The organism is Dysgonomonas sp. HDW5B, from assembly GCF_011299335.1.
In the GTDB taxonomy this organism is placed as follows: Bacteria; Bacteroidota; Bacteroidia; order Bacteroidales; family Dysgonomonadaceae; genus Dysgonomonas_A.
Window position 1 is genome coordinate 270,167 of the sequence record NZ_CP049858.1, and the last position, 13,870, is coordinate 284,036.

8 protein-coding genes are annotated in these 13,870 nt (G+C 36.6%); 1 reads left to right on the plus strand and 7 read right to left on the minus strand.

What is annotated here, in order from left to right:
- Positions 1-10: 10 nt before the first annotated feature.
- From G7051_RS18390 to G7051_RS01040, 3 genes are read right to left on the minus strand one after another with little or no spacing between them, the layout of a single operon-like run.
- Positions 11-2,365 (minus strand): hypothetical protein, encoded by a 2,355-nt coding sequence (locus G7051_RS18390; protein WP_370522981.1) that lies wholly within the window; start codon positions 2,363-2,365, stop codon positions 11-13.
- Between the two features lie 4 nt (positions 2,366-2,369).
- The gene (locus G7051_RS01035; RefSeq protein WP_166197849.1) at positions 2,370-4,184 is read right to left on the minus strand and encodes a RagB/SusD family nutrient uptake outer membrane protein; all 1,815 of its coding nucleotides are present in this window, start codon (positions 4,182-4,184) and stop codon (positions 2,370-2,372) included.
- Positions 4,185-4,197: 13 nt separating this feature from the next.
- Positions 4,198-7,443, minus strand: a complete 3,246-nt coding sequence (locus G7051_RS01040) for a TonB-dependent receptor (RefSeq protein ID WP_166197851.1) — start codon at positions 7,441-7,443, stop codon at positions 4,198-4,200.
- Positions 7,444-8,370: 927 nt separating this feature from the next.
- Between G7051_RS01040 and G7051_RS01045 the strand changes: the two genes are divergently transcribed.
- The gene (locus tag G7051_RS01045) at positions 8,371-9,192 is read left to right on the plus strand and encodes an aldo/keto reductase (RefSeq protein ID WP_166197853.1); all 822 of its coding nucleotides are present in this window, start codon (positions 8,371-8,373) and stop codon (positions 9,190-9,192) included.
- A 115-nt stretch (positions 9,193-9,307) separates the two neighbouring features.
- On the opposite strand, the gene ahpF is transcribed toward G7051_RS01045, so the two are convergent.
- From ahpF to G7051_RS01065, 4 genes are all read right to left on the minus strand, one after another.
- Positions 9,308-10,864, minus strand: a complete 1,557-nt coding sequence (ahpF, locus tag G7051_RS01050) for an alkyl hydroperoxide reductase subunit F (RefSeq protein WP_166197855.1) — start codon at positions 10,862-10,864, stop codon at positions 9,308-9,310.
- A 106-nt stretch (positions 10,865-10,970) separates the two neighbouring features.
- A complete protein-coding gene (ahpC, locus tag G7051_RS01055; protein ID WP_166197857.1) occupies positions 10,971-11,537 on the minus strand; it encodes an alkyl hydroperoxide reductase subunit C in 567 nt (188 codons plus the stop codon).
- A 535-nt stretch (positions 11,538-12,072) separates the two neighbouring features.
- Positions 12,073-13,392, minus strand: coding sequence for a hypothetical protein (locus tag G7051_RS01060; protein ID WP_166197859.1), 1,320 nt, complete (start codon positions 13,390-13,392; stop codon positions 12,073-12,075).
- Between the two features lie 69 nt (positions 13,393-13,461).
- On the minus strand, positions 13,462-13,839 hold the full coding sequence (locus tag G7051_RS01065; protein ID WP_166197861.1) for a DUF3244 domain-containing protein: 378 nt from the start codon (positions 13,837-13,839) through the stop codon (positions 13,462-13,464).
- Between the last annotated feature and the right edge of the window lie 31 nt (positions 13,840-13,870).

The following is a 13,870-nucleotide window of genomic DNA, read 5'->3' on the forward strand; positions in this document are numbered from 1 at the left end:
AGTAAAACGATTATTCATTTGTACTGATTTTAAAGACAAAACCGGAGGATGTTCCGTACTGCCCCCCTTGCATAGCATTAAAAAGGTATGCAGGTTTTCCGTCTTTCATTAATAACTGAGGACGCTCAAAACGCCCGTATCTCTTTAAATGTGATGGTGCAGGTGGTTCTTCCAAATAGGCATCGGCTCCAAACCAAGCTATCTGAGGTTCCGACCAATTGATTCCATCCGTAGATTCAAAAATCAAACCGACTTCATGGTCAAAATATCCCATATCCCGCATCAACATTTTAAATTTACCGTCTTCAATATATACATAAGCATCTTCGACCTGCTTATTATCTCCGTATTTCGAAAAATCTACTACGGGATTATTCTTATATCTTTTATATTCACCTTCGATATTATCGGCAATAGCCAAACCATATTTCCGATTGGCTCTTATTGGTCCTGTTTCATTTTGATAAGCCTCCTTATTCCACGATTTATAATATAGCCATGCTTGCCCGTTAGGGTGAAAAATGAATGCCGGATTCGTTGTATTACAATCGTCCCAAGCCCCTGTTTTTCCCGCTTCCAAAATCGGTTTATCCGATCTGATCCAGGGTCCGTTTACAGATTGTGATTTCGCTAAACCTATTCGTTTCGTATAAACCGTACCATCGCTATTCCCCATATAGAATAAATAATACGTACCATTCAAATATTGTATATGCGGATTGTGGCAAGTAGTTGCATCAAAATATCCCTCACGAGGTGCTAATACTGTTTCTACATAGGTATAAGGTCCTTCGGGTTTATCTGCTACCGCATGAGCGATTTCGGATTTATGTATCCAACCTCCCATTTTGTATTTTTCAGGCCACCGAGAATAAAACACATGCACTTTACCATCTTCACCATAGATAGGAGCACAACACCAAACATAGTATCCTTCCGATTCGAGAATCCGCCCCATAGGTTGAAGATTTTTACTGAAGTCTGAAATTTTATCCTGTGGATATTTTTGCAGGATATTTTTATTCTGCTCTTTTCTAAGTACAGAAAAATAATGTGCATCTAAATCTACTAAAGAATTCAGATAGACTTCAATATTTGTATAATCCTTACTGAGATTGTACATATTTCCATCTTTACTATTATTCGGATTCAATTTATGCTTAATTTCCCACTCATCGGGAATACCATCACCATCGCTATCTTGAGGATATTTCCACTGTTTTAGTTGAGGCCATCCTCCAACTGCATTTTGAGAATCTATAATACCTCTGTTGCCTCCACCATAAGTTTCACCTCCATTAGCTGTGCCTGTCCTGACTTCTTCGATTACACGGGCATCGTAACTATCTCGATGTAAACTACAACCTGCCTCAGCTAATACCCGTTGATAAGCGACTTCGGGTGAATCCTGATTAATAGAAACAAATGGAAACGGTTCGTTTGCACGAACTCTTTTTGTCACACCTACTCCTTTCCAATTATCAGAAGTGACAAGTTGGCTTCCTTCCATCACATTATCGGACAGATAGTAAGAGCCTGTACCATCTTCGGCAGGATCTAGAAACCAAGCTCGTTTATCCTCGGATGTTGCAGGACCCGGTTTATAGTAATTAGCTACAAAATTTACTTTCCCCGAACGTCCTCCTCCATAAGCTGACTTGAATCCCCAATTGTAAACAACATTGTTTCGGAAATCAACGGGTGAACATCCATCCGATGCAAAGCGAGGATTACGGCTACTGTGATGAGCCATCAAATTGTGATGAAAAGTAGCTCCGCAACCTCCCCAAATACCACCAAAACCGTGTGCCCCTTTGGAGTGTGTCGATTTAGACAGGCTATGGGTAATCATACACCATTGTACCGTTACATTTTCTAAATTGTAGATAGAAAGGCATTCGTCAACCGACCAAGAAGCGGAGCAATGATCGACTATTAAATCTTTTACTTTTATAGCTCCTATAGCATCGTCTTCCACTCCGTGAAGGTCTCCCATCCGTGAACGGATATATCGTACAATCACGTTATTGGCTCGTATGTAAAAGGGATATCCCTTCAAACAGATGCCATCACCGGGCGCACTTTGCCCGGCAATGGTTATACTGTCATTCGTTATGATAAGTTTCGACTTTAAATCTATCGTTCCGTCTACTGCAAACACAATTATACGTGTTCCTTTTTGCTCAATAGCATCACGAAGACTCCCCTCTCCCGAATCATTCAGATTTGTAACTACAAGCACTCTCCCTCCACGTCCTCCGCTTGTGTACTTGCCATATCCTTCAGCTGTAGGAAAAGCCAACTGTTGTGTATACAAACCAAAGGAGCAGAATATACCTAAGAGTATAGTTATATATCTAAACATCTTTTTAATACAAGGGATGTTGCTGACCTTTCAGACCAATATTGGTATCAATAGTCTCAGAGTTCAGAGGAAGAAGTTCGACTTTATTTTTTTCCAAGCCTCTGAAAATTCCTTGCACCCATGTTGCATTAGCTTCCAACTTTTGTGTGTAATGCAGGGATACATTGCTATACATATCAAGAAGTGTATATCCGTCAGACTTTAATTTAGCTTTCTCATCAGCAGTTGGTTCTGATTTATAGCCAATGTAGGATACGACAACAACAGGATCTTCGAAAGATGTAGCTTTTTCTTTTTTATAGGCTCTAAAACGATCAATATTGGCATATTTACCTGTGTGGTTGGCCATATCTATCACATTTTGTTTGGCTTGGGTTAATGCTTCGAAATGAATTCCCCAACGAACAAGGTCTGTTCTGCGCATTCCTTCAAAGCCAAGTTCCAATTTACGCTCATTGATAATAGCATTTCTGAATGCCTGATAACTTGTCGGAGTAGTACCTATTTTAGATGCATCATTTTTGAATCCACGCAATCTCACTTTTTCATATGCCCATTTTGCAGTAGCTGTGACCCCATTGTTAAACTCATTCTCAGCTTCGGCATACATCAGCAATACATCCGAATAACGAAGAAAAGTCCAATTGATATCACGTTTATTTATAGCTGTACCCTCTTCTTTTTTCCATGTAACACGAAATTTACCGATACTCATACTCGAATAAGCACTCATCTGACGTGTATTATCGGCAGCTATACCATAGTTACAAAGCGTAACGTCGCGACGAACATCTCCTTCTTCAAAATCATACCAGTAGGTAGGTAAAGCAGTCATAGCAGGACCGGCCTTTTGGAACATTGAACTTGTATGACAGAACATTCCATTGGTATATCCTATTGCCGAACCATTTACATCGGTTCCGTACTGACCAAATTCTAGCATAGACTCCTTATTGTATCGCCCATTCACTAAATCACGGAAAACAGTTTCATAGTCAATCAAATCATTTTCGCCTCTGTCAACAACTGCTTTACAGGCATCTCGTGCTATTCCATATAATTCTTTAATACGGGTGGCATCTTCACGTTGAGCCATTTTAACTGATCCGGGATCATAGGTATTTAAATCCCACCGTAAAGAATAACCTGCGGCATATAAAGCTATACGAGCCAGAATTCCATAAGCCGAGTTTTTGGTGAAACGTTCAACCGAAGTAACCATCCCTTCACCTTGCCAAGGCAGGAGTTCTACTGCTTTTTGAAGATCTTCAACAGAGCCATCCATTATAATATCGCGGCTTACACGTGACGAAAAGAAGGTGCCTGCATCTTCAACCGGTATTGTTGAATAAGGAACATCCCCAAAGAAGCGAACGATATTCAGATAGTTCATACCTCTGATTGCATAGCATTCACCTAACAGCATGTTGATCTTTTTCTTTTCTGCCTCTGATGAACCTTCCATAGCCGATAGTTTCTTGATGCAAATATTGGCATACTCTATGCCTGCATACATAGCAGTATAGGTTGAAGTCGGTATATTGGATGTATTGAATACGTAGTTGGCAACCTGATTTTTCGAATTAGTATCTCCTTCGGTAGAAATACACTCATCCGTCCCCATACCTAACTGATAATACAATTCTCTATTAAAAATACTTGTATAACAACCGATAACAGCCATTTCGGCTCGGTCTACATTTTCGAAAACAGTTTCATTATCAAATTTACTTTCCGATTCCATATCCAGCCAGTCCTGACATGAACTGAAGCTCATAGCTGTGGCTAATATTAATACTATATTAATTATCTTTTTCATTCTTGTTTATTCTTTAAAAGGTTAGATTTAAGCCAATAACATAACTTTTAGATCTGGGGTAAGCCGAATTATCAACCCCTTTCGTCAATAAGCTTCCTGTTGATGATACCTCGGGGTCATAACCTGAATAGTTGGTAAAAGTATGGATATTGTTTAATGTGAAATATATACGGGCATTGCTGATCCAAGCTTTCTTTAACAATGGTTTAGGTAGAGAATAACCCAGTGTTATTGTATTTAAACGAAGGAAAGAGGCATCTTCCAGATAATAATCAAGAGCATCGGTGATAGCAATTTTATTATCGGAATGTATGCTCCATAAAGCATCACTTGCATATTGATTTGGATTCAACTCTGCCAAACGAGCCAAGCTGGTGGTTTCTTTACCTGTAGCCGGATCGATTAGTGTAAAACGTTCATTCATTATTGCCAGTGAATTCTGATTGGGTAAATACGGACCTATGAAGCGTTGAGCATTCATATTAAAGACTTCGTTACCCGACGAAAATGTAAAGAATACGCTAAGATCAAATCCTTTATACATAAATGTATTCACCATACCTCCTGTAAACTTGGGTTCTGAACTTCCTATTACCGTACGATCGTCGGTAGACCAGACCGGATTTCCTTTTGCATCTGTTTGTCCGGCAGTAGTTTTATACTTTACATCACCGGGTTTGATAGTTGAAGTATTTTTACCTTTCAGATAAGGAATTCCATCTTTTAGAGTATACGTTCCGTCTGCATTCTGTTTAAAATCGTCAGTGGTATATACCCCATCGTATCTATAGCCATAGAATTGTCCCAGAGGTTTTCCTTCTTCAATCCAAAAATCCATGCGTGACTCGTAATTCTTTCTCCAATAGCTAATATCATCCGAAAATAGTCTTAAGACTTTCGATTTATTGAACGATATATTAAAGTCTGTAGTCCATGTAAAATCTTTAGATGCAACATTCACTGTATTTAATACAAACTCGAACCCTCTGTTACGAATAGATGCTGAATTTTGAAATTGAGTCTTATAACCTGAAGAGGTCGGAATCTGGTTTTCAATCAATAAATTATCAGAAACATTATTGTAATAATCGGCAGTAAGACTTACCCGCCCTCTAAGAATCGATATATCCAAACCTATATTGGTCGAAGTTGTCTGTTCCCATTTCAATAACTTATTTCCCAACTTATCTCCGGGTTTCAGTCCATTAACTATACTATTATTCATAGCATAAAGAGTCGATCCGTAATCCGTCCTAAACATATTATCATCAATATTGCAGTTACCTGTAGTACCGTAACCTATACGCACTTTCAGTTGGTCAAATATATCTAACTCTTTCATAAAAGCTTCTTCCGAAATACGCCATGCAGCCGAAGCCGAAGGCAGCATTCCCCATTGCTTTCCTTTTATAAATTTGCTGGTGCCATCTGCACGGAGAGTTCCTGTTACCAAGTAGCGGTCTGCATAGTTATACATAACACGTCCAAAAACCGACACCAAACCTTCGCGACCTTTATCGGAGCTATAAGTCGATCTTTTGGCCATATTCACATCATTCAAACCAAAATTACTTTCAGGAAATTCATAGTAAGAATTATCCAATTTCATGGTTTCGATGTACATAGTCTCCTGTCCCAGCATTGCATTAATATTATGCAAACCAAAATTTTTCTTCCATGAAAGCGTGTTTGTTATCTGCCAATTCAACTTTTCAGCATTATTACGTTTTCCCCACGGACCTTTATTGACTTCTGCAGTACGAGTACGGCCATCATCCCAATAATCGTTGCGTACTTGTCTCCAATAATAACTTCCGGCTGTACGGAAAGTCAAATCTTTTAGAATATCTATTTCTAAACCTAAGTTTACTGTAGCTTCTCTAGTATATTTATTCTGGGTTATTGCATCGTTCGTGATAAGAGGATTAGAAATATCATATTGAGAATCTATCGCTAACATCTCATCTCCAAGATCGGCATTCAACATCTGCTCATTTGTAAATCGGATACCTCCTGTCACCGGCTGCAAAATAGACATTTTAAGCATTCCGCCTAAAGAGCCTCCTCCTTCGACATTAGTGGCTTGAAGATTAGCTCCAAAATCCATACGAATGCGTTTACTGATCTCATGATTTATTTTAGTACGTATACTATTTCTGTTATAGCCCGATTTATCCAATAACCCATCTTGTCCTGTATAATTGTAGCTAAGCATAAACTTCGTTTTTTCGCTACCTCCTGTAATACTTAAGTTGTGATTTTGAAGAATAGCTGTCCCCCCGAAAACTTCATCTTGCCAATCGATACCTGCACGATTACCATATTCACTGGCAATACGTCCAAAGGCTCCTGTAAAGAAATCAGGATCGGAAACATTACCTCCAAACATACTTGTCCATTTTTCTTCATTTCCGGCTAAAGTTTGAAATTCGTATTGGTACTTTACATATTCGGAAGTATTAAGCAGGTTTAATTTCTGACCCAATTTTTCAAAACTTACAAATGTATTATAGTTGACTTCGGTCTTTCCGCTTTTACCTGATTTAGTAGTAATAAGTATAACCCCATTCGATCCACGTGCTCCATATATAGCTGTAGCTGATGCATCTTTCATAACATCGATCGATTCAATATCATTGATGTCAACCATTTGCAACCCATTCTCCATCTGAAAACCGTCTACAATATATAATGGAGTTGTAGATTGAGTAACTGAAGTACCTCCACGAACAGTAATATTAATATCTGCACCGGGTGCACCACTTTGTGTTACAACATTTACCCCTGCAATTTTCCCGGTAATGGCTTGTGCCGCTGTAGTTACAGGTATTTGTGCAATTTGAGAACCTTTAACCGATCCTGTAGCTCCGGTCAGATCTCTCTTTCTGACAGTACCATATCCAATAACAACTACTTCATCTAATGCTTTGTCATCGGACACCATTATAACATCCAATTTGCGAGCTCCTCCTATAGGAATAGTTTGCGTTTCATAGCCTATAAAAGAGAAAACCAACACAGCTTTGTCATTAGGCACCGAAAGACTAAAGTTTCCGTCAATATCAGTAAATACTCCCGATGTACTGCCTTTTATGGTAACACTTACACCCGGTAATTCTCCTATATTATCTTTCACTGTTCCGGTTATGACAATACCATTCTGGGCATAAATCATATTTCCCGTCAGAGAAAAAGAAATGAAGAGAAGTAAAAATTTAAAACTGAAAAGTTTCTTACACTTTTTCACACATCTTTTCATGATATTACAATTTATAGTTAAGGTTTAAAAACTATTATTAGTAGGACTATAAAAAATCTCAGGTTAACATTATAACTCAAATAGGCTTATACACAGAAAAGCGTACATGAAAATATTTTCATGCACGCTTTTCGATATTTATACAACACAATAAATAATACCACACCTTATAATATAAGGGGGTAATGGTATTACATTCTTTTTTATTATATTTAAGGCTCTCTCTCTCTCTCTCTCTCTCTCTCTCTCTCTCTCTCTCTCTCTCTCTCTCTCTCTCTTAAAAATAATCCTAACTTCCAAATTTTCAGCTATAAAATTTAGAAAAATATTAGATATTTGTTGGGATAAGTTTAACATAAAAAGTTCGGATCTTAAGGTTAATAGAGCCGATTACACATTCAAGAATTTCTATCTGTAGACTTTTCAGAATGGAGTTCCAGCATCTTGGTTACAAATATATAGTGATCCCAACCCGGCATAATTATATATATTGAGATTAATCATTAAGGATTTGATACTAATAAACGGAATACATTTTAAAGCCTCAGACCGTCTTATGCTTTGGCAAGTATTACAATTATAGCAGATTATATTTGAAAAAAGATCTTTTAGGACTTGTGTCATTCAACCAAAAACAATCTTATTTTTCGTTATATAATAAACAGAAACAGCTTAGTAATAAACTAAAGAAAATAATAATTGTTATATTTATATATCTTATGCCAATACTAAGTTCGCAGAACTATTTATTGCTTTGGTAAGCAAAACAGCAATAGATTATTATGCCTTTAAAATGTATCATTAAATATTTTCTTTTACTTAAAAAAGTAAGCAATTAGTACATATATAATTACCTTATTTTAGCACGCTTTATATATCGAACTTACCTAAATAACTAATAGGTCTGAGACCTTAACAGTAATATATATGAAAGAATTTATATTAAACAATGGAGTAAAGATACCGGCAGTAGGACTCGGTGTATTTAGAGTGAACGATGCGAATGCAGCATATCAGACAGTAAAATCGGCTTTATCTGTTGGATACAGACATATAGATACTGCTATGATTTATGGTAACGAGGAAGAGGTGGGTAGAGCAATTAAAGATTCGGGAATCTCTCGTCACGAAATATTCCTGACAACTAAACTTTGGAATGATGATCAACGGTCTGGGAAAGTAAGAGAAGCTCTTGATGCTAGTTTAAAACGATTAGGCACAGAGTATGTAGACTTATACCTTGTGCATTGGCCTGTAAGAGGAACTTATGTGAGTGTATGGAAAAAAATGGAAGAGATTTACCGGGCAGGAAAGGTGAAGGCGATAGGTGTAAGTAATTATCACTCGCACCATTTGGACGACCTGCTGGAAAGTGCTGAAATAGTACCTGCAGTGAATCAGATTGAGTGTTATCCTTATCTGACCCAAGAACCTCTCATCAAATATTGCAAAGAAAAAGGCATATATCCCGAAGCATGGGGTCCATTGGGTGCCGGACAATCGGATGTATTGGTTAATCCCATAGTTACTGAGATAGCCAAGAAATACAATAAAAGTGCTGCACAAATAGTACTTCGTTGGAATTTGGAACGTGGTGTAATTGTAATTCCTAAGTCCGTAGATAAAAACAGACAGATAGAGAATCTAAGTGTCACCGATTTTCAATTAACAGACTCAGAGGTTAGGCAAATCAGTTCCTTGCATAAAGGCTTACGTTTAGGCTCCGATCCCGACAATTTTAATTTCTAGGATTGTAGACTCTTTTCATTGCTTTGGTAGATATAAAAACGAAAGACAGCTATGTAAACAAATAAAGGCTACCTCATCAAGGTAGCCTTTATTCATTCTTATGCTATAATTATATTTAGGAGAGAACACCTCTGATACGATCTTCAAAGGCTGAAAGCGAAGCTTTTGCACCTTCTCCCATCGCTATTATAATTTGCTTGTACGGAACAGTCGTTACATCACCCGCAGCGTATATACCGGGTATATCTGTACGGCAATGAGCATCGACTTCAATTTCGCCAAAACGATTCATACTCACTAATCCTTTGAATACCGAACTGTTGGCAGCCAAACCGATCTGAACAAAGATACCATCCAGTTCAACAACACGTTCCTGTTCAGTCTTACGGTCTTTTACTCGAATACCTGTAACCTTATCTCCATTCCCTACAACCTCAGTTGTTTGAGAACTTAGTATAATTTCTACATTAGGAAGACTTCTGGCTTTCTCTTGTAAAACTTTATCAGCCTTCAATTCATCCAGAAATTCGAAAACTGTTACTTTAGAGCAGATACCTGCCAAATCAATAGCAGCTTCTATTCCTGAGTTTCCACCCCCCACAACGGCTGCATGTTTTCCTTTATAAAAAGGTCCATCGCAATGGGGACAGAAAGCAACACCTTTTCCTATGTATTCGGATTCTCCTGTAACATTAAGCTTACGCCAGCTTGCCCCTGTAGCAATAATCAGGGCAGGAGTTACTAATTTTTCGCCTACATTGGTATATACAATCTTACTGCCACCTTCGTTTTCAACCTTCTCTACCAAGCGATGCTCCAATACATCAATTGCATAATCTTTTATATGCAACTTCATATTGTTGGCAAGTTCTTCGCCCGTAGTTTTAGGTATAGAAACCATATTCTCGATACCTACAGTTTCTTTCACCTGTCCGCCAATACGCTCGGCAAGTAACGCTACAGTCAAACCCTTACGAGCCGAATATATAGCTGCGGCTGCACCTGCAGGACCTCCACCAACAACTACTACATCGTAGTTTTTAGTAGTACCGGTCTCTATCTTTTGGTCGTCTGAACCATACTGGTTTTCAAGCTTCGAAAGCAATTCGCCAAAATCACCTCTCCCGACATGGAGCAGTTTACCATCTGCAAATACGGCAGGAACACCTTGCAATTTCAAAGCATCTACTTCTTCCTGATTTAATGCACCATCTACCATTTCATGAGAGATGTCAGGATTAAGGATAGCCATTACATTTAGTGCCTGAACAATATCAGGACAGTTTGTACATGTCAACGACACATAGGTAGTCAGGCGAACAGGTCCTTTTAATGCTTTTACACGACCGACAATAAAATCATCGGGAATATTTTTTCCTTTACCATCGCTATTCAATATAGCTAATAGCAATGAGGTAAATTCATGACCATTGGGAATACCACGAAATTTAACGCCTGTTTTCTCCCCATCTTTCAGTAGCGAGAATTCCAAACCATTGCCTTCGTTTACTTGACTTGTTATTTTATCCGAACACGAAGCAACATCTGAAAGCATTTCGAGTAATTCGCTACGGCTTTCATGTTGATCAGACACGGCTATATCAAATGTATATTGAGCCTTAAGATCGGCAAATACTGTACGTAACTGTTCTTTTAAAGAGGAATCTAACATATCTAATTTTTTATTTTCAGTTTAATGGTCTTCGACCTAATAGTTATTTAAGCGGATGATATCTGAAAAATCAAGACCGGCAGTTGCCGGTCTCAATGTACTTTTATTAGATCTTTCCTACCAAGTCAATGCTAGGTTTCAAAGTCTCATCGCCTTTTTTCCATTTAGCTGGACATACTTCACCATCATGAGTAGCTACAAACTGAGCTGCCTCAATTTTACGTAGCAATTCATCAGCATTACGTCCGATACCATTGTCATGTATTTCAGCAATTTTGATTTGTCCCTCTGGGTTAACCAAGAATGTACCTCTGTAAGCCATTCCTTCTGATTCGATCATCACACCAAATGCACGGCTCAACAATCCTGTTGGATCGGCTAACATAGGGTATTTAATTTTGCGAATAGTTTCTGATGCATCATGCCATGCTTTGTGTACGAAATGAGAATCGGTACTTACCGAATATACTTCAACACCCATCTCTTGCAATTGATCGTATTTGTCTGCAATGTCTACTAATTCTGTAGGACAAACAAATGTGAAATCTGCCGGATAGAAAAAGAAAACAGCCCATTTTCCTTTTACATCTTCGCTTGTTACTGTTTTGAAAGCTCCATTGTGATAAGCTTGTACTTTGAATTCTGGTGATTGAGAATTGATAATTGGTTCCATGTTTTATATTATTAAGTTGATAAATTTCATTTATAACACTACAAAGATATATAGTTTTTATTTATAAACAAACTATCACTTATAGATTATAACTATATGAAACCGATCATCAAAAAACAGTTACATTCCGCTTGATAATACAAAAGCAAGTAAAAAAAATAAGTTACAAAATACACATTAAGGTAACAAAATAAGCACTATAATAAATGGATATGTATCCAGTTGTCACTTTCATAAAACACTGTTAATCTGAAACAAAATCACAAAAAGGTAACAAAGGTGACAAAAGTGACACATTTCTTCATTGTTACCTTTTTAGTAATTTTCAGAAAATGTGTTTATATCTTTCTTATTATTATAGATAAAGAAATGCAATCGACTCTGTAATGTAACCTGATATTTTCCGAAAGCAATTCTTTGTATTTTGAGTCACAGACTAAACGTAGCTATGCTAAAAAAAGAGGTTTGAGAAAACTTCATTCTCAAACCTCTTTCTATATAGAAAACACTTTTATTATTATAAAACTAAACTAATCTAATCACCTTTATCGGCTTCGTCATCTAGCATAGAAGCTATTTCGGCTTCTATATCTTTATATTCAGCTGCCATCAAGATTAACTGATCTTTTATATTACGATATTTCTCGGCTTGTAATCTTATCTCCTCTTTGTGGCTCTTGGAAAGTTTAGACAAGCGTATCGATAAAATTAGTAATGAAAGAAAAACAACTCCACTAATAAGTAGCCAAAAAACAAGTTGAGAGCGAAAATAATCGATTTGCTTATCCTTTTGCTCCAGAGCATATTTTTTATCGGCATCAAAAAGTTCTAATAATTGACTTTCGGCTTTTATAGTTTCATTCAATTTTAACTCTAATTCAGCATAGCGTAATGCATCGATATAATTTCCTAATTGTTTGTTATATTCTAAAAGCGAAGCATAAGTCCCCTTAAGAATTCCACGATCGGTAGTCTCCGGTAAATGTTTTTTCAGTAAATCTGTATAAAAACGGGCAGAATCAAGCTGCTCTGTACAATTATATAGGTTCGAAAGATTAAGATAAATCCGCAAAGAATCTATTGATGATGTTGTTTGAGCCAGCGATGAATGTAACTTTATAGTTGCTTCTTCATAATTTCCTCTTACCCGATCAATAATACCTAAATTCTTAGTAAAAATGCTTTGATATGTTTGATCATTAGTAAGTTTAGCTAGATCCAATCCTTTATTTAAATAATAATAAGAACTATCTAAATCGTAGTTGGAATAAAATGCAGTTCCCATTGAATAGATGGTTTGCATCTTCAAGTTGTCAGTATCTTTTATTTTATCAAACAGGTTTAATGCTATTTTGTAATGCAATAGAGCACTATCCATCACATCCTGTTTATAATACTGATAACCAATATTGTATTGACTTCGTGCTATTAATATAGTATCTTTAGATAAATTCGCATAATATTTGGCCTCCATATAACTTTTAAGAGCCTTACCTACTATATTTTTTTGGTAATATACATTCCCTGAATAAAAATGAGCTAAAGCTGATTGGGCATAATTTCCTTTACTTTCAAAATAATCGCGAGCTTCAAAAATTAAAGTATCGTTAGCTATACTCTGTTTATTTTTAAATTTTGCCTGTACACAAGTCACAATATAGAGCATATAATCTCCTTTATCAAGACTTCCTGCCTGGATAGAGTCCAATAAGGCCAAAGCTTCTACAGGATGACTTTCTGCTAACTTCTGAGCTTGAATCAATAATGCGGAAGAAGGATTATCATTCTCTTTACAGGAAAATAATGAGGCAAAAATTAAGACTAAACAGGCTATTCTAAGAAAAAAATTATTCATAAGTGAGTATTAATAATATTGTATAAAATGTTCGAGGACATATTTCCTCGAACATTTTTACGACTCAGCTTAATCCACTGTAAATTTTTCACTACTTATAGTAGCCCCTTTATTATCTGTTAAAATAAGAGTATAAGATCCTGTTGGTAAATTAGCTATATTAATATACAGATTAGTATCCAACGATGTATCTGTTTTTGCTTGACTAACAGTTATACCTATGTTATTTTTTATTATTGCATTAACAATACTAATATTTGCAGTAAAAGTAATCTCAATATTATTTTTAGGAGTAATAACTGTTGTAATAGGAGAAACAAAAGCCATTTGAGAAGATTTCATCAGTCCGCCATCTCCCATACCATCATCACCCTGCTTAACAAAAGAAAAAACTGAACCAACAGAAGCTATTATAGCAACTGACAATAATGAAGCTTTTATTTTCATAGTATTTTTATTTTTAATCATTTTGAGTAGA

Excerpts from the sequence above, each read along its gene's own strand:
- G7051_RS18390 (WP_370522981.1), bottom strand. The coding sequence starts at position 2,365 with ATGTTTAGATATATAACTATACTCTTAGGTATATTCTGCTCCTTTGGT.
- G7051_RS01035 (WP_166197849.1), bottom strand. The coding sequence starts at position 4,184 with ATGAAAAAGATAATTAATATAGTATTAATATTAGCCACAGCTATGAGC.
- G7051_RS01040 (WP_166197851.1), bottom strand. The coding sequence starts at position 7,443 with ATGAAAAGATGTGTGAAAAAGTGTAAGAAACTTTTCAGTTTTAAATTT.
- G7051_RS01045 (WP_166197853.1), top strand. The coding sequence starts at position 8,371 with ATGAAAGAATTTATATTAAACAATGGAGTAAAGATACCGGCAGTAGGA.
- ahpF (WP_166197855.1), bottom strand. The coding sequence starts at position 10,864 with ATGTTAGATTCCTCTTTAAAAGAACAGTTACGTACAGTATTTGCCGAT.
- ahpC (WP_166197857.1), bottom strand. The coding sequence starts at position 11,537 with ATGGAACCAATTATCAATTCTCAATCACCAGAATTCAAAGTACAAGCT.
- G7051_RS01060 (WP_166197859.1), bottom strand. The coding sequence starts at position 13,392 with ATGAATAATTTTTTTCTTAGAATAGCCTGTTTAGTCTTAATTTTTGCC.
- G7051_RS01065 (WP_166197861.1), bottom strand. The coding sequence starts at position 13,839 with ATGAAAATAAAAGCTTCATTATTGTCAGTTGCTATAATAGCTTCTGTT.